The following is a 20,003-nucleotide window of genomic DNA, read 5'->3' on the forward strand; positions in this document are numbered from 1 at the left end:
GTCAGACCGCTTACGCCCTTGCTACGAGCGCCTTTGCCATATCCGCTTTTGTGGCCCTTCAGGGCTGAAGAAAATCCACAAGCTGCCATCGGCTGGGGGTGTCTGCTGCGTCGATAATCGCCAGTCCGCCCGCCGGATAGCCCTGCGGAATGGTATTGGCCAATACCTGTTCGCCGATCAACACATGAAGACATTCCTCGATTGCCGGATTATGGCCGAGCAGCATGATCGACCCCTGCTGGGAAGAGGAGTGCAGGATTTCCAGATAGGTCTCGGCGCCACCGTTATAAAGCGCATCGACATAGCGGATTTCCACATCCTGGGCGCACATGCTGCGGCGCACGGCATCGGCAGTCTGCCGGCATCTGGCAGCCGTCGAACAGATCACCAGATCGGGACGGTAGCCTTTGTCGGCAGCCATATCGGTTATCAACTCGGCATGGGCGTAACCCGTATTGCTCAAGGGTCTGTCGAAATCCTTTTGCCCGGCGCCAGGCCAATCGGCGGCGGCATGCCGCATGAGATAGATCCGGAAAGGCTTGGAGACGGTGACGGTCATGCAGATGGTGTCCGTTGGATCGAAGCCTTACCTATCCCGCCAGTTCATGTGGCGTCAACAGCATGGGTTGTAGCGTCTGGAAGAGGTATGTGACCCGGCTGGAGGCGCTTGGTGTAAACCTTTGTCAAGGGGTTCTGCGACAAATAAGCCACACAGGCGAAAAACGATGAAAAAATAGTCCTTTAGCTGATTTTTATGACAGATTTAAAAATCAAGGAAAGCCTTGAGTAAGGCTTGAATGCGACCTTTTCAAAGTATATACGTCCGCCATTGAGATGTTCTTCAGGAGAATCGCGTTGAGTGAGAAGATCAATCTTAGCGACTATGTGCTCTCGGATGACGACGAGTTCATGAACGCGAACCAGCGAGCTTATTTTCGCGCCAAGTTGATCGCTTGGAAAAATGACATCCTGCGTGAGGCAAGGGAAACCCTTGGCCATCTCGCGGAAGAGAGTGCCAATCACCCTGACCTGGCAGACCGGGCATCTTCGGAAACCGACCGCGCAATCGAGCTTCGGGCGCGTGACCGGCAGCGCAAGCTGATTTCCAAGATCGATGCTGCGTTGCAACGGATCGATGATGGCACCTACGGCTATTGCGAGGAAACCGGCGAGCCAATTGGCTTGAAGCGCCTCGACGCCCGCCCGATCGCGACCCTGTCGATTGAAGCGCAGGAACGCCACGAGCGGCGCGAAAAAGTCTATCGCGACGAATAGACTTAAAATAGGCAGCGCAGGGTTCAGAGGCAAAGGCACGCAGTGATTTTGCGTGCGGCTTCTGTGCAAGGGACGCATGACTAAGCGCAAGCGTACCGTAGCCGGTAGGACGCGGCGCTGAAACCCGTAACGCCCGCCTATGCGGTTGTTTTGTTAGAGTGGCGTATTTCGTTTCGGTAGACTGTTGAATATTTTCCAGATCATCGTACGTCGATGCAAAGCCTTTTGCATGAGCCTGTCCGCCACAGTGGCCTGTTGAGGTACATGGCGGCGGAGTCGATTATGTATGAAATGCCCCTAGGATATTATGCGTATTAATGCATATAGACGTTGCCCCCTCTTTAGAGAGTGTCAGAGGCCAACTATCCTTGATGCGGTTATCTTTCGGAAAAATCAGGCTCCCTCTTCCCTAAGGCGAACTCTAATTCTTGCGCGGAGCGCCCATTTCACCGAAAATCCGGGCGATTTCGTCCTGCAAATTGCCTTCCTTCGGTGCGGGGTCGGATGTCACCGTGGCTTGCGGATTGGCACCGGGCGGCGTTCTGATCGGCGCAATGGCGCGTGCAACCGGTGGCTCAACAGTCGGTTTCGGGCGCGCAGCTGGCTGGGTCAGAATTTCGCCGTCGAGGATTTTTTCAAATTCACTTTTCAGCGTGTCGAGGTCCGGCACGGAATCTTCCTGCGGGGTTTTCTCGGCAGCAGGTTCAGGTGACAGGTCGATCTCTTCGGGTGGTGTAGGGCTCTTGTAGCGATCTGCGGAAAAAGGTTCGACCCGTGTCTTCAATACCCGTTCGCGGGCAGCATCCAGCAGCAGACTGGCCTCCTGCGGGGATGTCGTCGCGGGCGCAACCCGAGGCTCTGAAACCGGCATCGACACGTCGACGGGCTTGATCGCCACCATGGGCGGGTCAATGTCCGGTGCGGTATCAGCCGGAGCCTCGTTGCGACCAGCGCTCGATGGCGAGCTGATAACCGGCGCCGCAGAAGGTCGTGGCGATGAAACAGCGGTCACAGGCTCGGCGGTGATGGTCTCGGTTGACCGAGGCTCGGCTCTGACATTCGACGCCATCGGGATTTCCGGGGCCACCGCCGTAGACACAGGTTCCTGGGCTGTTTGCCGGTTCTCGGCCTGCGCTGCCGCCTGGGTTTCAGCGACTGGAGCCTTTGCTGGTTGAACCTGCGGTGTTTGAACCTGCTGTGGCGGAATCTGGGGGGCGGGCGGTTGCGGCGGGCGTTCTACGTTCTGTGGACGCTGAATAGTGTCTTCAGGTTTGGGCTTTAGCGCGGCGGGGGCCAGCACCGGCTTTTGCCCAAGGGGCTGTGGGGCAGGTGGTGCGGGCATTGCCTGGGCAGCAGCGGATACAGTGTCCTGGGCCGGAGCCGCAGCAACCGGTCTAACTGCCGGTTTCTGAGGTGGTGCAGAGACTGGCTGCGGACGCGGCTCTTGTCGGGTCGGTTGGGTTTCCAGCCGTGATGGCGGGGTCTGCAAGGCGGCTTGCGCCGTCAGTTCGGCATCCTTGGTCTGGCGTGAGGCCAGCGCTGCCAATTCCTGAGCCTTGAGGAGCTCCTGGTTTCTGGCAAGTGCCTCGTTGGCGGCAAGCTCTCCGGCCAGATAGGCCTTCGGCTCGCCAATACCGCTTTCGACCACGATATCGGTTGGGCCGCCGATCAGGATGAGATGTTCGATATTGTCGCGGCGAATCAGCACAAGCCGGCGGCGAGCATCCACGGCGGCGGCATCCAGCACCTGCAAGCGTGGTTGGCGATTGCGCCCACCGCGCACGAAGGGCGATGGAGCGCGGTTTTTAAGGATCCACAATATCACGACCAGCATGGCGAGGGCGAGAAACACCCCGCCAGCGGCAATCAGGAAGCGGCTGCCATAGGCGTTGAGAATATCGTCCATCATGGTGGCTGTCTCCGTCCGAGTATCGGTGGTCATTCAACGCTATTTTCGACTTTGCCTTTGTAAAACGAGGCAAAGCTATGCGGGCTCTATATGACGCATCGCACCATGGCCAAGCAAGCTCCGGCATTTATTCCCTGCCTATTTATTGCGATTGCCCACGAAGTGAAGGGGTAAGGCGCTCAAGATCTGCGCCAGATTGCATGATTGGCTGTGAATGGGCGGCAATGGTGGCCTTGCTGCGCTTTTTGCTGCCCATTCAAGTTGGTAAAGATGTTGCTAACCGTGATTCCTGGCAATGGCGACGGGACAGGCCGTGCGAGACCGGCTATCGTGGGCAAGAATGCTGCCGGATGACAAAGTGCCGGATGGCTAAGGTGCCGGTGACAAGGCGCCGGATAACAAGGCAAATGTAGACGCCGAGATGAGGACCGAATGACAAACCAGCAGCAGACAGACGAAAGCGTAGGCCCGCTGGTGGATCGCAGGCCGAATAGCGGGGCCGCGTTCCGCATCGTCATCCTGGCCTTTGTTCTGCTGGCTGCCGCCGCCGCCTTCGTGGTTTTCAAGAACTCGCTGGACAACCAGATCGTGCTGGGTGTGCTTGGCGTCCTGGCTATCGTCGGTATTTTCTTCCTGGTCTCGGCGATCATCGGTTTCATCGAAGTGATGCCGCAGACGCCCTCGGACGGTCTTGGTCGCGCCTTCCTCGATAGCCAGAGTGAGGGAACGTTGGTCACCGATCCACGTGGGCACATTATCTATGCCAATGCAGCCTATGGCCGGATGACCGGCGCGCGCCGGGCGACAGACGTACAGACGCTGGAAGCGCTGTTGTCTCGCCATCGCGAGGCTGGTGAAGCGCTTTACCGGCTGATCAACGGCTTGCGCGAGGACCGGGACGGGCAGGAGGAGTTTCGGCTGCTGAAACCGCTCGGACCGTTTTCCGGCAATGGTTCCGGCGCGCATTGGTACCGGTTGCGGGCTCGCCGTCTGGTGGAGAAGGGGCCGCATAAAGGCCTTCAGATCTGGCAGATTGCCGACATTACCGCCGACCGCGACGACCAGGAGCGGTTTTTCAAGGAATTACAGAACGCTATCGATTACCTCGATCATGCGCCAGCTGGCTTTTTCTCGGCAGGCCGCAAGGGTGAGATCTTCTACCTGAATGCCACCCTTTCGGAATGGCTTGGCATCGATCTCACGCAGTTTTCGCCAGGCGCCATCTACCTCAAGGACCTCGTTGCAGGCGAGGGGATGGCGTTGATCCAGTCGGTCCAGGCCGAGCCAGGCCTGTCGAAGACCGCGACGCTCGATCTCGACCTGCGCCGGGCTGATGGCCGCAGTTTTCCTGCCCGCCTTGTCCATAGGGTTCGCTCGGCCCGCGATGGCGCGCCAGGGGAGAGCCGGACGATCGTGCTGGCCCGTCAGGAAGTCATTGCCGGGGACCGGTCGGATTCCTCGGCCTCCATGCGCTTTACCCGGTTTTTCAACAATACGCCGATGGCGATCGCTTCGGTGGACGGGCAGGGGCGCATCCTGCGCACCAATGCACCCTTCCTGAAATTCTTTTCCGATGTCGTTTCCCGGGACGATATCGACCGAAAGATCCGGTTGGATGCGGTCCTGCATGATAATGAGCGTCCGGTGTTCGCCGAGGCGCTGTCACAGGCGCGCGACCGGCAGGTCGACATTGCACCAATCGATTCGCGCCATCCCCTGGATGACATGCGCCATTTCCGGTTCTACGTGAACGCGGTCATCGACCAGAGCGACGAAGCGCCGGAAGAGGCTGCCATTGTTTATGCGGTTGACGTCACCGACCAGAAGGCCCTGGAAACCCAGATGGCCCAGACGCAGAAAATGAATGCTGTCGGCACGTTGGCCGGGGGCATCGCCCACGATTTCAACAATGTTCTGACAGCCATTCTTCTGTCCTCCGACCATCTGCTGCTCCAGGCAAGGCCGTCGGATTCGAGCTTTGCCGATCTGATGGAAATCAAGCGCAATGCCAATCGCGCCGCCGTTCTGGTGCGCCAGTTGTTGGCTTTTTCACGCAAGCAGACCATGCGCCCGACGGTGCTGAACCTGACAGATGTGATTGGCGATCTGCGCATGCTGGTCGACCGGCTGATTTCAGGCACAAATGTCAAGCTGCATGTGGATTACGGACGTGATCTCTGGCCGGTAAAAGCGGATCTCTCTCAATTCGAACAGGTGCTGATCAATCTCTGTGTCAACGCCCGCGATGCCATGCCGCAAGGCGGCAATATCACCATTAGCACCCATAATGTCACTGGTGTCGAAGCGGCTGCCTATAATCACCGTGGCCTGCCGCATGAAGATTTCGTGCTGATCGAAGTCGCCGACAGGGGTACCGGTATCGCGCCTGAGATCCTCGACAAGATCTTCGAGCCGTTCTTTACCACCAAGGATGTCGGCAAGGGGACCGGCCTGGGACTTGCCATGGTGTATGGCATCGTCAAACAGTCCGGCGGCTATATCTATCTGGAATCGGAGGTTGGCGAAGGCACGACATTCCGGATTTTCCTGCCGCGCCATATTGTCGAGCCTGTTGTCATCGATGCGACCCTTGCACCTGGCGCGCAAGCCCAGCAGGGCAATGGCCGCGTTCTGGCTGCATCCGAATCCGAAAATTCCAAGGAGCCAGACGACCTGACGGGTAAATCTGCCGTGGTTCTGCTGGTGGAGGACGAGGACGCCGTGCGACGCGGCGGCAAGCGCATGCTGGAAACAAGGGGCTATACAGTCCACGAGGCCTGTTCTGGCGTCGAAGCACTGGAAATCATGGAGGAACTGGAAGGCAAGGTCGATATTGTCGTGTCCGACGTGGTGATGCCGGAAATGGATGGCCCGTCGCTGTTGAAGGAATTGCGCAAGACCTATCCGGATATGAAATTCATCTTTGTTTCGGGCTATGCCGAGGATGCTTTTGCGCGAAATCTGCCTGCGGATGCGAAGTTCGGATTCCTGCCGAAGCCCTTCTCCCTCAAGCAATTGGCCATCGCCGTTCGCGAAATGCTGGATGCCTGAACTGTCTTGACCTGAACCGTATGGGCATTAAGAGACGGCGAGATCCATCACACGCTCGATAAGGTGTGTGATGGTTTGCTGATCGAGATTTGTAGGGCTTCTTCGAAGCGTCAATATAGTTTTAATTAAAAACTTTTATCTCCGATGACGATATTCACTGTTGCCACTCGAAACACCCCGAAATTGCCTTGAATCGATTTCTATAGAAGGAGCCATTGACCCTGGCTTCGACATTTTTTTGGATGTGCGAATCGATCACGACACATGGTGCCAAGGCTTAAAGAAAAGGTCGTTATTTTATGACATATGTGCTTGCGTGTGCCCTTGCCCGTCGCGAGGCTAAACCTGCAAGTCGCTCCGGATTTTCGGCGATTTTTCCCTTGGCATTGGCTCTCGGTCTTTCCGGTTGCGGCTCGGTTCCATTGACGCAATCGGGCTCTCTCAAGTCCTATGAAAAGCTAGGCCCGGTCGAGGGTAAGATCGCGAAATCACGGGTGTTTTTGGATGAACAGTCGCTGTTGACGGCACGTTCAATCGCCATTTCACCGACGAAACTATCACCGCAGGCGCGCGCAAAGCTCCATGAACCAGGCAGCGACCGGCTGGTTTCCAACGCGCTCGACCGGGCGTTGTGCATTGATCTCAGCGACAGGTTTCTTGTGGTTCGCCCCGGCGAACCAGCCGATTTGACCGTGCAAGCGGAGATTACCGACATCGTTCCGACCGGTAAGATTGCCGCTGGTGTTTCCAAGGTGACAACGCTTGGAACATCCGCCGTCCTGCCGGTCGGTATTCCCCGTCTTCCAATTGGTCTTGGCGGCCTTGCCGTGGAAGCCGAAGCGCTCACCCCCCAGGGAACACAAGTCGCGGCAATCGTCTGGTCCAGGGGCGCGAACTCGATAACCAATGGCCCCCGCGTCTCCGAAGTCGGCGATGCCTATGGTCTGGCATCAGCCTTTGCCGGCCAGTTTTCGCAGATGCTGCAAAAAGGCCAGAAACCCTCCGGCCTCAACCTATCCTTGCCATCAGGGCAAAAGCTGAAATCGGGACTGGGCGGTGCACCCAAAAACGCTGCCTGCGAAGCCTTCGGGCGGGCGCCTGGCATTGGCGGAATGGTTGGAACCATGGTCGGCGCGCCGCCATCCTGGTCGGACAAAGCCGGCAAGCAGTAGGGAGACTATCAAGCCTGGAAGCTGATTTTCAGTTTCCAGGTTTTGGTCCCCGGCGCTGTAGCACGCTAAATCTGCTGCATAATTTTTTCGTTCAATCGAGTCCGATTTAAGGAATTATGTAGTCAGCTTCTGGATTGGCCTTTATGGCGCAATCCATCCATCAGCAATCCGATCAGCCGATGTGAACGGTCGCGCCATTCCGGGGTGTCGGGCATGGAATAGATGCTGGAGAGGGCGTGCAACACGTCAGCCTCACCAATATCGTCGCGAATAAGCTGCTCCTCCTGTGCTTTTGCCATCAGCCGGGCGACTGCATCGCGGATCAGGCCGGAGCCCTCCGCAAACAGGGTTGAATTAGAATTCATAATAATTTTCAAGCTATTGGCCATGCCGCGTTTGGTGGCGATATAGCCCACGAAACGGCGCATCCATTCCTCAAGCGCCATATCGGCGGGAAGGGTTGTCGCAAGCTCCGTCGCCGCTTCTGCCAGGCTTGACAATTCGCGCCGGTAAACCGCCTCGACAAGATGTTCGCGCGTCTGAAAATGGCGGTAAAGCGTGCCAATACCGACGCCTGCCTGCCTTGCGATATCCTCAAGCGAGGTTTCGACGCCTTTTTCAGCAAAGGCGAGGGCTGCAACCTCGACCAATTTCTCCCGGTTTCGCTGGGCATCCGCACGCATTTTGGGTGCCTTCGGCGAAGATGTGTTCGAGGCAGCCGATGCCAAAATTCTGCTCCGGGACAATTGGGGCTTGACGAAAGACGACAAACCTCTAGTTTAAACGGAGGCTCCTCCGGTTAAGGTGGCCTTCCAAGTCATAGTCCAGAAGAGGGGAGGATGTCATGTTAAAAATAGTGCGCATCTCCCGTCCTTCAAGTCGGCATAGTTTCTGACAGCTGAGGCTGTCCACAATCGCCTTTGAAATTTTCGTCCGAGACGGCAAGCGCCATGCGTTTATGCTAACGCACGGCGCCTACTCACTCTTTTAAGCGACAGCACGGAGCTTATCATGCCAGCAACACTTCATCTCAGCTTGACCATCAACGGCGCGGTTCACGAATGTGACGTCGAGCCGCGCGTGACCTTGCTTGACGCGCTTCGCGAACATTTGTCGATGACCGGCACCAAAAAGGGCTGCGACCAGGGGCAGTGCGGCGCCTGCACCTGCCATGTCGATGGCAGGCGGGTCCTGTCCTGCATGATGCTGGCAGCCCAGGCGGAAGGCCATGCGATCACCACGATAGAAGGCATTTCGGCATCAAATGGCGAATTGCATCCGGTTCAAACAGCTTTTCTGGAACAGGATGCCTTTCAATGCGGTTATTGTACACCCGGCCAGATCATGTCGGCTGTAGCATGCATCCGTGAGGGTCATGCGGGATCGGATGCGGAAATCCGCGAATATATGTCTGGAAATCTCTGTCGTTGCGGGGCCTATAACAGCATCGTGGCGGCGGTGCGTGACGCGGCGGAGGCTGCATGATGAAGAGCTTTTCCTATAGCCGGGCCTCGTCGATACAAGCAGCCCGTGAGGCAACGCACCAACCAGAAACAGCGCTGCTGGCCGGTGGTACGAGCTTGCTCGACCTTGCCAAATCCGGCGTAGCCGAACCGGACACTATCCTGGATATCAGTCATCTGGCCGGGCTTGGCACAATTACCGTCAGCGAAACAGGCGCCACAATTGGCACCTTGGCCAGAATGTCCACGGTGGCCGACCATCCCGCCATAATGGCGCGCTATCCGGCTGTTGCGCAATCGCTGTCTCTGGCGGCGTCGCCCCAACTGCGCAATATGGCGACGGTTGGCGGCAATCTCATGCAACGCACCCGCTGTTCCTACTTTCGTGATCCAGGCACATTTGCAGCCTGCAACAAACGTGCACCCGGTTCCGGCTGTTCAGCCATCGGCGGCGTGACCCGCAACCATGCAGTGCTTGGCACCAGCGATCTTTGCATTGCCAGCTATCCCGGCGATCTTGCCGTGGCGCTGACCGCTTTTGATGCCACGGTGGATTTGGGTGAGCGGCAGATCGCTATCGACGATTTCTTTTTGCCCTATGGCGATGCCCCGCAGCTCGAAACCCTTTTGAAGCCAGGGGAGATGATCCTCTCCATCACCATTCCGGCATCCGCTGCGGCTGAAAATTCCACCTATCTGAAGATCCGCGACCGCCAGTCCTACGAATTTGCCGCAGCCAGCGCTGCCGTTGGCCTGGAATTGGAAGAGGATGGCCGCACGATCCGCGATATTCGCATTGCGCTTGGTGGCGTGGCCAGCAAGCCTTGGCGGGTCCGCGCCGTGGAGCAGGCGCTGGTCGGCAAGCTACTGGAGCCGCAAACCGTTGAACAGGCCAGTCGGCTTTCGATGGAAGGTGCGGTGTCGCAGGGCGATAATCACTATAAGATCCAACTGGCGCCGCGCGTTATCGCCCGCGCCGTGCTTACTCTGGGAGGTCTCGCATGACCATAATGACGCCACGCAAGCACGGCGATGCCGCCGATGGCGCGGTCGGTGGCCGCCTTTCACGGTTTGAAGGACAGAGAAAGATCACTGGGGCTGCCACCTATGCACTGGAATATCCGGTAGAGAGCGCTGCCCATGCCGTGCTCGTACAGAGCACGATTGCGTCTGGTCGGGTGGTGTCGATTGACACATCCGCAGCGAAGGCTGCACCGGGCGTGCTGATGGTGTTGACACCACAGGACGACCTCGGCCTGATCACCGCGTCTGATTGGTACGGAAATCGGCCGGATAACCAGCCCTATTATCCCTTGTCGGATACGGTAACCTTCAATGGCCAATCAATTGCCGCCGTGATCGCCGAAAGTCGGGAGCAGGCAGCCGAAGTCGCCAAACTGCTTCATGTGATCTATGAAGAAGCTACCGCAATTAACGGATTAGATGATCCAAATGCTGGTCCAGGCAAGCCGATGGACAATCTGAATGTCTCCTGGGGTGATGCTGAGGCGGCGCTGGCAGCGTCCGCAGTGCGCATCGAAGCGGAATATCGGACACCGCGCGAATACCATGTCGCCATGGAACCGCATGGTCTGACCGCTCACTGGGACGAGGACCGGTTGACGCTGTGGGAGCCGAGCCAATGGACCCACGGCATGGCACGCAGCTACGCCGAATGGTTCGGCCTGCCGCTGGAGAATGTCCGTATCGTCTCACCATTCATTGGTGGCGGTTTCGGCTCCAAGGGCGGGGCGCTGGCCTATGGTGCCGTGGCGGCGGCAGCGGCGAAAAAGCTGGGCCGTCCCGTCAAACTGGCCGTCACCCGGCCCCAGAATTTCACCAGTTACGGCGGACGCGCCGCGACGCGCCAGACGATCGCCTTGGGCGCAACCAAGGACGGGATTTTGCAGGCAATTGTTCATCGCGGTGCCAGTGAGACCTCCACCTACATGGATTATCCAGAGCAGACCGGCGCTGCGACACCGATTCTTTACAAGGTAGAGAATTTCAGTTCCGAGCATCGCGTCGTGCCAGTCAATACCGTCACGCCAGGCGCTTTGCGGGGGCCAGGCAAAAATCCAAGTGCCTTTGGCATTGAATGTGCCATGGACGAACTGGCCGCTGCCATCGGTATGGACCCACTGGAAATCCGCCTGAAAAACTATGCCGACCATGATTATCAATCGGGCAAGCCCTGGTCGACAAGGCAATTGCGCGAGGCCCTCACCCAAGGCGCCGAGGCCTTTGGCTGGTCACGGCGCAGTGCTCAACCCCGGACCATGCGCGACGGACGCCAACTGATCGGCTGGGGTATCGGTTGTGGCACCTTTCCAGTGATCCGCGCGCCGAGCGAAGCGATGATCCGCATTCTGGCGAGTGGGCGCGTTGAAGTTGTCAGCGGCGCTATCGATATGGGGCAGGGTACCTATACGATCCTCGCCCAGACCGCTTCCGAAGCGCTGGGCGTGCCGGTCGAGCAGATTGATGTTGTGCTTGGCGATTCCAGGCTGCCGGGATCGGCTATTGCCGGTGGGTCGATGTTGGCCGGGTCGATCACCGGCGCTGTCCACAAGGCAGCATTGGCTGCCCGTGACGAAATACTGGCGCTTGCCCTTAACGACGCCAATTCGCCATTTCGCGAGACCGGCGCCAATATTCTGACATTGAGCGATGGCCGGATTGCCATGTCACGCGGCGAGGGGCCTTCGATGTCCCTGCCCGAGCTGATGACAGCCCTGAACCGCGATGAGGTTGAAGTGCGGCGCAATACGCTGCCAGACGATGCCCAAAGCGCCGCTGACCACAAGGGCGCGTGGACCAGCATGGCACGAGTGCAAGGCCCGACCATGGGCGACACGTCGATGCACAGTTGGAGCGCTCACTTCGTCGAAGTTCGGGTCGATGAGGATTTCGGTACGGTTCGGGTGTCGCGCATGGTTTCCGCCTTCGATTGTGGACGGCTTTACAATCCAAAAATGGTAGAAAGCCAATGGCGCGGTGGCATCATCATGGGCATCGGCCAAGCTTTGCTGGAAGAAGGGTTGGTGGATAGCCGCAACGGGCGCGTCGTCAACAACAACATGGCGGATTATCTCGTGCCAACCAATGCCGATATTCCCGATATCCAGGTGATTTCAGTGGGCGTGCCGGATTACCAAGCCTCTGTGCTTGGCGGCAAGGGGGTCGGCGAAGTCGGGATTGTCGGTGTGGCGCCCGCTATTGCCAATGCAGTTTTCCATGCCACCGGCAAGCGTGTCCGCGATCTGCCGATCACTCTGGAAAAGCTCATCTAAGGAAAGGCTTCCCGTAAATACCGTCGGCGCTGCCTGTGCCGACGGTATGACGACGGTAAAGAAAGTGGTGCCTGAATGACCAACATATCCCAAACAGTTTTCAGGACCCTGGTACCTGAAAAGGCATTTTCCACCGATAGTGCCATAGATATATTGCGGTTCGCGGTTGACTGTCTCGACGGCGGGGCAGGCGTTGCACTCGCCACGCTTATAGAAATCCGGGGTGGCTCGGCCCGCGCGCTCGGCGCACATATGGCGATCCGCGAGGATGGTCGTTATTGCGGCTTTGTGTCTGGTGGCTGTATTGAAGCAGCGGTGGCCAGCGAAGCTGTGGACACTATTGCCGAAGGTGCGGATCGCAACGTTCTGTTTGGCGAAGGGTCGCCGTTTTTCGATATCGTGCTGCCCTGTGGCGGCGGCATCACCATCGCCATCCACGTTCTTCGCCACAGCGCGCCGATCCGCACCGTGCTCGATAAACTTCAAGGCCGGATTCCAGCCGGTCTGCGCTACGAACCATCGACACAGGCCCTAACAGCAATCGAGACGCCGAAACGCGCCGGTTGGGAAAGCGAAAGTTTCGTCACGGTTTATCGCCCAAAGGCGCGAATTTTTCTGTCTGGCCGATCTATCGAAGTCGATACGACCGCCAGGATAGCCGAGGCTGCGGGCTATGATGTGTATCGTCATGATAACGCCAGCCTTGAACCCGATGCCAGCCAGATTGATGCAGATACGGCCGTCGCGCTTCTGCATCATGATATCGATTTGGAAATACCGGTTCTTCAGGCAGCGCTTGGTGCCGAGCCTTTCTATCTCGGCGCTCTCGGCAGCGCCAGAACCCATGCGAGGCGGATGGAACGGCTGCGGGGCATCGGATATAGTGAATCCGACATAGCCCGCATCAAATCACCCATCGGCATCTTCAATAGAGCCCGGGATGCCCAATCCTTGGCATTGTCCGTACTGGCTGATCTAGCCGCCATGCGAGTGGCCCGGTTCGGGTAATTCTCACCCATTGGACGGCAATTAGTTCCATAATCTATCTTATCTAACTTTTGTTTGAGGATGGGTGGGTTCAAGGATGAAGTGCGACTTGCAATAGATAACAAAGGTTTATCGTTTGCAAGGAAAGCGCAATGAAACGCACCTACTCCCATGTTACGCTGTAAGGTCATGAAGATCGGTCGTTATCGCCGCGCCTATTGTGAACTCTGAGAACCGAACATCCAGTCCGCCTCGTTCCGGCGTACACGCAGTCAAGCCAACGAGATAACGAGAAGCCTCTGGAAACGGAGCAAGACGCAGTAGCGGCCACACCCTGCCATCTGACGATGCCTGAATGCGCATCGCGCCTTCCTTCAGTGTAACCCGAATATAGAAATCCTCGAGGTCTTTAAAAGGCTGGGACACTGACCAGTCAGATTTTTCATCTGTGATGACCGTACTCAGGAAGCGTTCTCCATCGGTGAACTCCACACCCGTCTTGACCCATCGATTTTCGTCAATGCGCACCATAAGGCCAGCTTGATCATAGAGTGACCGGAACTCCCCCTGGACGCGGACACACGCTGTGAATCCATCGTCAACGGGCGTACCAAGGAAATGCCCGCTGTCGCGCGTAAATCCGTAATGGGTTTTACGCCAGAAATCAGTGTTCGCATCCGTCGTTAGAGTAAGGCCAGTTTTTGTGGCCTGCCACACTGCCGGTTGATTGAGCCAACTGGCCTCTTTGAGATTAACGTCCACGAGTTGTCCTCCTTAAATTGACCTTCGCCCCTGGAAGCCGTTGTGCCGGACGTGAGCAACCGGGAGATCCGCGCTCAGTGCGACCGGCTCAACAACACGCATAGAACCAGCACAGTACAGCCCCCTAAACATCACCCACATGCATCAGCATCCTTGCAGCAATGTTGCGCTCAGAAGGATAGCCGAAGGCGTTGTTGATATAGGTGCGTCCGTCCTTGACGATGCGGCGGTTGAGATGGCTATGGCCGTATATATGCAAGTGCGAGCCGAGAGCCGCGATCCTATCTTCCAATCGGCTGGAACCAAGGACTGGATAAAGAAAGCGGTATTTTTCCGGCATGCGTTCCGGCATCAGGTCGATGCGTGGCAGGAAATGCGAGAAAGACAGAATCGATGAAAATCCCGATGTATCGGGCTCCGCATTACCACTGTCGAAAAACCGGCTGACCTCGTCATCGGAACCGCCTTCCCAATCACAGCGCCGGTAATCCATCCAGGCCTGTTTGAGGATGGAGCCGGGGGGACCGAAAGAGTAATCGTACCAGCCAAACAGCGGGACGATCAGCGTGTTGCCGAGTGCCAGTGGCTCCATACCGATATCCAGATCGGCACAGGCGGTTCGCAGCCGCTGGAACTTGTCGAAGGATGAGCCCTGCCCTTCGGCATCAACCCACAGATCGTGATTGCCCGGTACATACAGAACCTTGAAAAATCGCTGGGCCAGGAGTTCCATGACCGTCTGAAACAGCGCCATGCCGTTTGCCACGTCTCCGGCAACGATCAGCACGTCCTGCCGGTAGTCGCGCGTCGAGATCTGGCGGAGCCACTCCATGTTCTCCTGATGGTCAGCATGAAAATCCGATCCGACAAAAATCCGCATGTGGTCTCCAGCTCAATGTCCTATTTGTTCTCATGTCATTTTGCCCATTTTGCGCCACCCATCATGCGTGAGGGCAAAACCACCGGGGCTATTGGAAATTGACGCTCAAATCGCGCCATCTATTACTCTTGTCCATCTGTCGGCAACTTTAAATAAAACAACTGTTTCAAATACCCAACTTAGACTTGATGGCTCGAAAATACTCCCTGTAAATCTCAGGTATCTCGCGAAAAAACCGCGATCTAACGCGTTTTTATTTTTTAGCGAATCATAAGATTTGTTATTCTGCCCTGGCGAATGAATTGCATGGATGACGGGCATGTTTCCGGGGGCAAATGATATGTCTATTGAACATTTTCTCAACGAAGATTGGGAGGCCTGGGCGCTGGAACGCGCGCACAGGATCATGGTTCAAGAAGGCGCAAACCTTGTCAACGCGGCGCAGTGGCTTGATAAGAAACAGACTATAAAAACATCGCAGCAATTGCGCGATGCCATTCAGCAGTCCCTGATCGAGGCCCTGGCCTTGCAGTCCACCTCCCGCTCGCCAGCAATGGCTGAGCACTGAGCAAACGTTACGTTACACCGCATCGATATCGCCCCTTGCCCAGCATTCCATGGTTTCTGCCATGAAGTCCTCAAACCTGCCTTCGGCGATTGACTGGCGGATGCCCTGCATCAATTCCTGATAATAGGATAGATTGTTCCAGGATAACAGCATGCCGCCCAGTGCTTCATTCGAACGCACCAAATGGTGCAGATAGGCCCGTGAATAATCTCGTGCTGCCGGGCAGGACGATTGTTCGTCCAGGGGGCGTTTATCCTCCGCGTGGCGAGCATTGCGGATATTGACCTTGCCGCGCCGGGTGAAGGCGAGGCCGTGACGGCCAGAGCGGGTTGGCATGACGCAATCGAACATATCGATGCCACGCGCGACCGATTTCAACATATCATCCGGCGTGCCGACGCCCATCAGGTATCGCGGCTTTTCAGTCGGCAGCACAGGCAGGGTAATATCGAGCATGCTGAGCATCACCTCCTGAGGCTCGCCAACTGCCAAACCACCGACGGCATAGCCTTTCAGGTCCAGCTGCTTCAGCCCTTGAGCGGAGCGAATGCGCAAGCCTGGCTGATCACCGCCCTGCACGATGCCAAACATCGCCTTGCCGGGCTGTTCGCCAAAAGCAACGCGGCAACGCTCCGCCCAGCGCAACGACATTTCCATGGCGCGCTCAATTTCACGCGGTTCAGCGGGCAAGGCGACGCATTCGTCCAGCTGCATCTGGATATCGCTGTCCAGCAGGCCCTGGATTTCGATGGACCTTTCCGGCGACATGTGATGCAGCGAACCGTCGATATGGCTCTTGAAGGTGACGCCCTGCTCATCCAGCTTGCGAAGGCCGGAGAGTGACATGACCTGAAACCCGCCGCTATCGGTCAGGATCGGCTGCGGCCAGCGGATCAACTCGTGTAAGCCGCCAAGTCGCGCAACCCGCTCGGCACCAGGGCGCAGCATCAGGTGGTAGGTATTGCCCAGAATGATATCGGCGCCCCCTTCCCGCACCTGATCGAGATACATGGCCTTGACCGTGCCGACCGTGCCGACCGGCATGAAGGCCGGGGTGCGGATCGTGCCGCGCGGCATGGTGATTTCGCCAAGCCGGGCTTTGCCGCTGGTGGCTTTCAAGGTAAACGTGAACTGCTCGCTCATTGTTATTTGTCTTTCCGGAAGAGCAGGCTGGAATCGCCGTAAGAATAAAAACGGTAACCGGTCTCGATCGCATGGGCATAGGCAACCCGCATGGTTTCAAGTCCGGCAAATGCCGAAACCAGCATAAACAGCGTGGATTTCGGTAGGTGAAAATTGGTCATCAACACATCGACCGCCTTGAAGCGATAGCCCGGCGTGATAAAAATGCCCGTCGCATCCGACCAGGGCAGGAGATGGCCATCCTCGTTGGCTGCACTTTCCAGCAGCCGTAGCGAGGTGGTGCCGACACTGACGATCCGCCCGCCCCGCGCCTTGACGGCGTTCAAGGCTTCAGCCGTCTCCGCCGAGACATGGCCGATTTCCTGATGCATTTTGTGGTCGTCGGTATCGTCGGCCTTGACGGGCAGGAAGGTGCCCGCCCCAACATGCAGCGTCACGAAATGACGCTCAATTCCGGCTTTATCCAGCGCCTCGAACAGGGCAGGCGTGAAGTGCAGACCGGCGGTTGGTGCGGCAACCGCTCCCTCTTCCCGCGCATAAATGGTCTGGTAATCGGTGCGATCCTGCCCGTCTTCCGGGCGTTTCGCGGCAATATAGGGCGGAAGCGGGATATGGCCGACACCAGCAATCGCCCGGTCGAGATCAGGGCCGGAGGCGGCAAATTCCAGATCGATTTCGCCCGCCTCGCCTTTTTCTGTTACCGTCGCCAGCAGGCCGTCGAAATCAATGACATCGCCTTGCTTGATCCGTTTGCCCGGCCTTGCAAAGGCTTTCCAGCGATTGGCGGCAACGCGCATATGCAAGGTGCAGGACACCGGCGTGCGCTCGGCCCCTTCGCGGATGCGGACACCCTCAAGCTGGGCCGGAATGACCTTGGTGTCGTTGAAGACCAGCGCGTCGCCTGCCCTCAGGAAGGACGGCAGCTCGAAAACCTTGCGATCTTCCAGCATGGGCGCTCCATCCGGGCGAACGACCAGAAACCGCGCCTGATCGCGCGGATTGGCCGGGCGCAACGCGATATTTTTGTCTGGAAGGTCGAAATCGAACAGGTCTACACGCATGATACCGCAACAGGATTTGAAACGCGAAAACCCGCCCCGGCACCGAAGCACCGGAGCGGGCTGACAGAAAAGCCGAAATCACGCGTCGGCGGCGACTTTCATCGAGATGATCGAGTCGGGGTCAGTGACCGGTTCGCCCTTCTTGACGGCGTCGATGACATCCATACCTTCGATAACCTGGCCCCAGACGGAATATTGCTTGTTCAGCCAGGGAGCGTCGGTGAAGCAGATGAAAAACTGTGAATTGGCAGAGTTCGGGCTTTGCGAACGGGCCATGGAGCAGGTGCCGCGCACATGCGGTGTGGCAGAAAATTCAGCTTTCAGGTCCGGCTTGTCGGAGCCGCCCATGCCTGCACGGCCGGGATTGAAGCTTTCGCCACCCTTCTTGCCGAATTTCACGTCGCCGGTCTGGGCCATGAAATCGGGAATGACGCGGTGGAAGACGACGCCGTCATAGGCGCCTTCGCGGGCCAGTTCCTTGATGCGGGCGACATGACCAGGGGCCAGGTCAGGGAAGAGGCTGATCACAACCTTGCCCTTGGTGGTTTCCAGGATGACGGTATTTTCCGGATCTTTGATCTCGGCCATGATTTTCTCCTTGGTATTCCGATTTTCTCAGATTTTTAGTGGTCATGCCCTCCCCGCTTGCCCGGACGGGCTGGCGAGAGGGGCGATGTGTGGTGGTAAATTACTTCTTGCCGAGGGTGACCTTGATCATCCGGTCGGGGTCGCTGACCTCGCCATTGCCACCCTGGCCGCGCTTGATCTTATCGACAAATTCCATGCCGGACACAACCTTGCCAACCACGGTATATTGGCCGTTCAGGAAGCTGCCGTCACCGAACATGATGAAAAATTGCGAATTGGCAGAGTTAGGGTCCTGGGAACGCGCCATACCAACCGTGCCACGCACGAAAGGCGTCTTGGAAAATTCCGCCGGAATATTCGGCAGCTTGGAAGCGCCGGTGCCAGCACGGCTCTTGTCAAAGCCGGATTTCATATTGCCATATTGCACGTCGCCAGTCTGGGCCATGAAGCCCTCAATGACGCGGTGAAAAGCGACATTGTCGTATAGACCCTGGCCTACCAGCGTCTTGATCTGCGCGACATGCTTGGGCGCGACCTCCGGCATCAGCTGTACGACAACAGGGCCGTCCTTCAGCTGGATGGTCATGATGTTATCGCCAGCCCCGGCCTGGGCCATGGCGTTGGTGCCAAGGGTGGAAAGCGCGAGCAGGCCCGCGAAAGCAAGAGACATGAGTTTCATGAAGGCTCCGTAATTTCTCGGATCGGCTCAAGTCTTGAGCCGGGATTTCAATGCCCGCGACACCGGCGGGGGGACAAAGGCGCTGACATCACCGCCCATGGTGGCGATTTGCCGGACCAATGTGGCCGTTATGGGCCGCGAAGCCGTGCCTGCTGGCAGGAAAACGGTTTGCAGATCTGGTGCCATCTGCCGGTTCATGCCCGCAAGCTGCATTTCATAGTCAAGGTCCGACCCATCGCGCAGGCCGCGAACCAGCAAGGCCGCGCCATGATGTCGGGCGGCATCAACGGCCAGACCATCGAAGGCAATAACCGAAACATCCCCTGCCCGCTCAGGCACGGCCTCACTAAGGCTGGTCGCAATCAGTGCTGCGCGCTCCTCAAAGCTGAACATCGGCACTTTACCCGGATGAATGCCGATTCCGACGACAACCTTGGGAACGACATTCAGCGCCTGAACCAAGACATCCAGGTGGCCATTGGTCATCGGGTCGAAAGAGCCCGGATAAAAGGCAATTGTCATCGGTCCGCCCTCATCTTTTTACGCCCGCCTTTTGTCACGGACAGGCTGGAACCGCAAGCGCCTACGGCCCCGGTTTTCATGTCCATTCCGTTCATATTTGTGGCCAGACCATCCCCTGCCTGCCCCATGAATGCCTGATGAACGGCACATTCAGGCCCGCTTCAAGGCTGGGCGTTTATACAAGGATCATGTTCAACGACAAGGCCATGAGAGCAAACAATGCTTGCAGTTGTTTTGAGTATCGCAATTGTCAGCGCATTTGTTCTTGAAGCATTGGTTGCCTGGTTTGATGAACATGAAGACGATTGCTTCGCATTTCTGGCCTCGCAGATGAACGCCAGATGAACGGAGTGTTAAGGGCAGCTTCAGCACGGCTTTTGTAAAAAGCGTGCACTGCTCACAGGAACAAGACGCGGTTGCAGCCATTGTTGCTGCAACTGACCCCGTCAAAACGAAGGACGAAACCCATGCTTGATAAAGTGACGATGATTAATCTGGTCTGGACTGCCATGATCGGCGCTATGCTGGCAACGAGCATTGGTTTTCACATGAACGAAGACCGCGCCCCTTCCAATTTCCGTACGTCAATCTCTCAGCCTTACCACAGCGCCAGCCGCTGATTGGAACCTTGGTGCAGGATAACCGTTGAG

General features: G+C 57.3%; 20 protein-coding genes. 10 read left to right on the top strand and 10 right to left on the bottom strand.

The features are described from left to right. Positions 1-58: 58 nt before the first annotated feature. Positions 59-559 (bottom strand): SixA phosphatase family protein, encoded by a 501-nt coding sequence (locus ASB66_RS13295; RefSeq protein ID WP_060715505.1) that lies wholly within the window; start codon positions 557-559, stop codon positions 59-61. A 296-nt stretch (positions 560-855) separates the two neighbouring features. On the opposite strand from ASB66_RS13295, the gene dksA reads away from it, so the two are divergent. Further along, on the top strand, positions 856-1,275 hold the full coding sequence (gene dksA, locus ASB66_RS13300) for an RNA polymerase-binding protein DksA (protein ID WP_041696655.1): 420 nt from the start codon (positions 856-858) through the stop codon (positions 1,273-1,275). A gap of 421 nt (positions 1,276-1,696) precedes the next feature. On the opposite strand, the gene ASB66_RS26720 is transcribed toward dksA, so the two are convergent. After that, positions 1,697-3,217 (bottom strand): flagellar biosynthetic protein FliO, encoded by a 1,521-nt coding sequence (locus tag ASB66_RS26720; RefSeq protein WP_114386601.1) that lies wholly within the window; start codon positions 3,215-3,217, stop codon positions 1,697-1,699. A 399-nt stretch (positions 3,218-3,616) separates the two neighbouring features. Between ASB66_RS26720 and cckA the strand changes: the two genes are divergently transcribed. Beyond that, a complete protein-coding gene (gene cckA, locus ASB66_RS13310; protein ID WP_060715503.1) occupies positions 3,617-6,235 on the top strand; it encodes a cell cycle histidine kinase CckA in 2,619 nt (872 codons plus the stop codon). A gap of 299 nt (positions 6,236-6,534) precedes the next feature. Beyond that, positions 6,535-7,407, top strand: coding sequence for a DUF3313 domain-containing protein (locus ASB66_RS13315; RefSeq protein ID WP_081088834.1), 873 nt, complete (start codon positions 6,535-6,537; stop codon positions 7,405-7,407). Between the two features lie 122 nt (positions 7,408-7,529). Here ASB66_RS13315 and ASB66_RS13320 read toward each other — a convergent pair whose 3' ends face one another. Next, positions 7,530-8,090, bottom strand: a complete 561-nt coding sequence (locus ASB66_RS13320) for a TetR/AcrR family transcriptional regulator (RefSeq protein WP_070150778.1) — start codon at positions 8,088-8,090, stop codon at positions 7,530-7,532. Between the two features lie 328 nt (positions 8,091-8,418). On the opposite strand from ASB66_RS13320, the gene ASB66_RS13325 reads away from it, so the two are divergent. From ASB66_RS13325 to ASB66_RS13340, 4 genes are all read left to right on the top strand, one after another. After that, a complete protein-coding gene (locus tag ASB66_RS13325) occupies positions 8,419-8,892 on the top strand; it encodes a (2Fe-2S)-binding protein (RefSeq protein ID WP_060715501.1) in 474 nt (157 codons plus the stop codon). Then, positions 8,892-9,875 carry an FAD binding domain-containing protein gene (locus tag ASB66_RS13330; RefSeq protein ID WP_060715500.1) on the top strand — a complete coding sequence of 328 codons (984 nt, stop codon included), beginning with the start codon at positions 8,892-8,894 and terminating at the stop codon, positions 9,873-9,875. The genes ASB66_RS13325 and ASB66_RS13330 overlap by 1 nt, the downstream gene beginning before the upstream one ends. Next, positions 9,872-12,163, top strand: a complete 2,292-nt coding sequence (locus ASB66_RS13335; RefSeq protein ID WP_060715499.1) for a xanthine dehydrogenase family protein molybdopterin-binding subunit — start codon at positions 9,872-9,874, stop codon at positions 12,161-12,163. The genes ASB66_RS13330 and ASB66_RS13335 overlap by 4 nt, the downstream gene beginning before the upstream one ends. Positions 12,164-12,238: 75 nt before the next feature. After that, entirely contained in the window at positions 12,239-13,171 is a 933-nt protein-coding gene (locus ASB66_RS13340; RefSeq protein ID WP_060715498.1) for an XdhC family protein, read from the top strand. 153 nt (positions 13,172-13,324) lie between these two features. On the opposite strand, the gene ASB66_RS13345 is transcribed toward ASB66_RS13340, so the two are convergent. Both ASB66_RS13345 and ASB66_RS13350 read right to left on the bottom strand, forming a co-directional pair. Then, positions 13,325-13,912 (bottom strand): DUF1349 domain-containing protein, encoded by a 588-nt coding sequence (locus tag ASB66_RS13345; protein ID WP_060715497.1) that lies wholly within the window; start codon positions 13,910-13,912, stop codon positions 13,325-13,327. 124 nt (positions 13,913-14,036) lie between these two features. After that, positions 14,037-14,792: a metallophosphoesterase gene (locus ASB66_RS13350; RefSeq protein WP_060715496.1), complete on the bottom strand. Its 756-nt coding sequence runs from the start codon at positions 14,790-14,792 to the stop codon at positions 14,037-14,039. Between the two features lie 310 nt (positions 14,793-15,102). Here ASB66_RS13350 and ASB66_RS13355 point away from each other — a divergent pair, with 310 nt between their 5' ends. Beyond that, on the top strand, positions 15,103-15,360 hold the full coding sequence (locus tag ASB66_RS13355; RefSeq protein ID WP_234613879.1) for a hypothetical protein: 258 nt from the start codon (positions 15,103-15,105) through the stop codon (positions 15,358-15,360). Positions 15,361-15,372: 12 nt separating this feature from the next. Here the strand turns inward: ASB66_RS13355 and tgt are convergent, their stop codons facing one another. The 5 genes from tgt to coaD all read right to left on the bottom strand — a co-directional run bounded on the left by tgt (position 15,373) and on the right by coaD (position 19,353). Next, positions 15,373-16,503 (bottom strand): tRNA guanosine(34) transglycosylase Tgt, encoded by a 1,131-nt coding sequence (tgt, locus tag ASB66_RS13360; RefSeq protein WP_060715495.1) that lies wholly within the window; start codon positions 16,501-16,503, stop codon positions 15,373-15,375. A gap of 2 nt (positions 16,504-16,505) precedes the next feature. Then, entirely contained in the window at positions 16,506-17,564 is a 1,059-nt protein-coding gene (queA, locus tag ASB66_RS13365; RefSeq protein WP_060715494.1) for a tRNA preQ1(34) S-adenosylmethionine ribosyltransferase-isomerase QueA, read from the bottom strand. 78 nt (positions 17,565-17,642) lie between these two features. Next, entirely contained in the window at positions 17,643-18,152 is a 510-nt protein-coding gene (locus ASB66_RS13370; protein ID WP_041696653.1) for a peptidylprolyl isomerase, read from the bottom strand. 100 nt (positions 18,153-18,252) lie between these two features. Continuing rightward, positions 18,253-18,831: a peptidylprolyl isomerase gene (locus tag ASB66_RS13375; protein ID WP_060715493.1), complete on the bottom strand. Its 579-nt coding sequence runs from the start codon at positions 18,829-18,831 to the stop codon at positions 18,253-18,255. 27 nt (positions 18,832-18,858) lie between these two features. Further along, positions 18,859-19,353: a pantetheine-phosphate adenylyltransferase gene (coaD, locus tag ASB66_RS13380; protein WP_060715492.1), complete on the bottom strand. Its 495-nt coding sequence runs from the start codon at positions 19,351-19,353 to the stop codon at positions 18,859-18,861. Between the two features lie 219 nt (positions 19,354-19,572). Here coaD and ASB66_RS27005 point away from each other — a divergent pair, with 219 nt between their 5' ends. Continuing rightward, positions 19,573-19,698, top strand: a complete 126-nt coding sequence (locus tag ASB66_RS27005; protein WP_267967432.1) for a hypothetical protein — start codon at positions 19,573-19,575, stop codon at positions 19,696-19,698. A 122-nt stretch (positions 19,699-19,820) separates the two neighbouring features. Next, positions 19,821-19,973: a hypothetical protein gene (locus ASB66_RS26240; RefSeq protein WP_156536474.1), complete on the top strand. Its 153-nt coding sequence runs from the start codon at positions 19,821-19,823 to the stop codon at positions 19,971-19,973. Positions 19,974-20,003: the final 30 nt, after the last annotated feature.

The sequence above is a fragment of the Gillisella vitis genome, from assembly GCF_001541345.2.
Taxonomy (GTDB): domain Bacteria; phylum Pseudomonadota; class Alphaproteobacteria; order Rhizobiales; family Rhizobiaceae; genus Allorhizobium; species Allorhizobium vitis.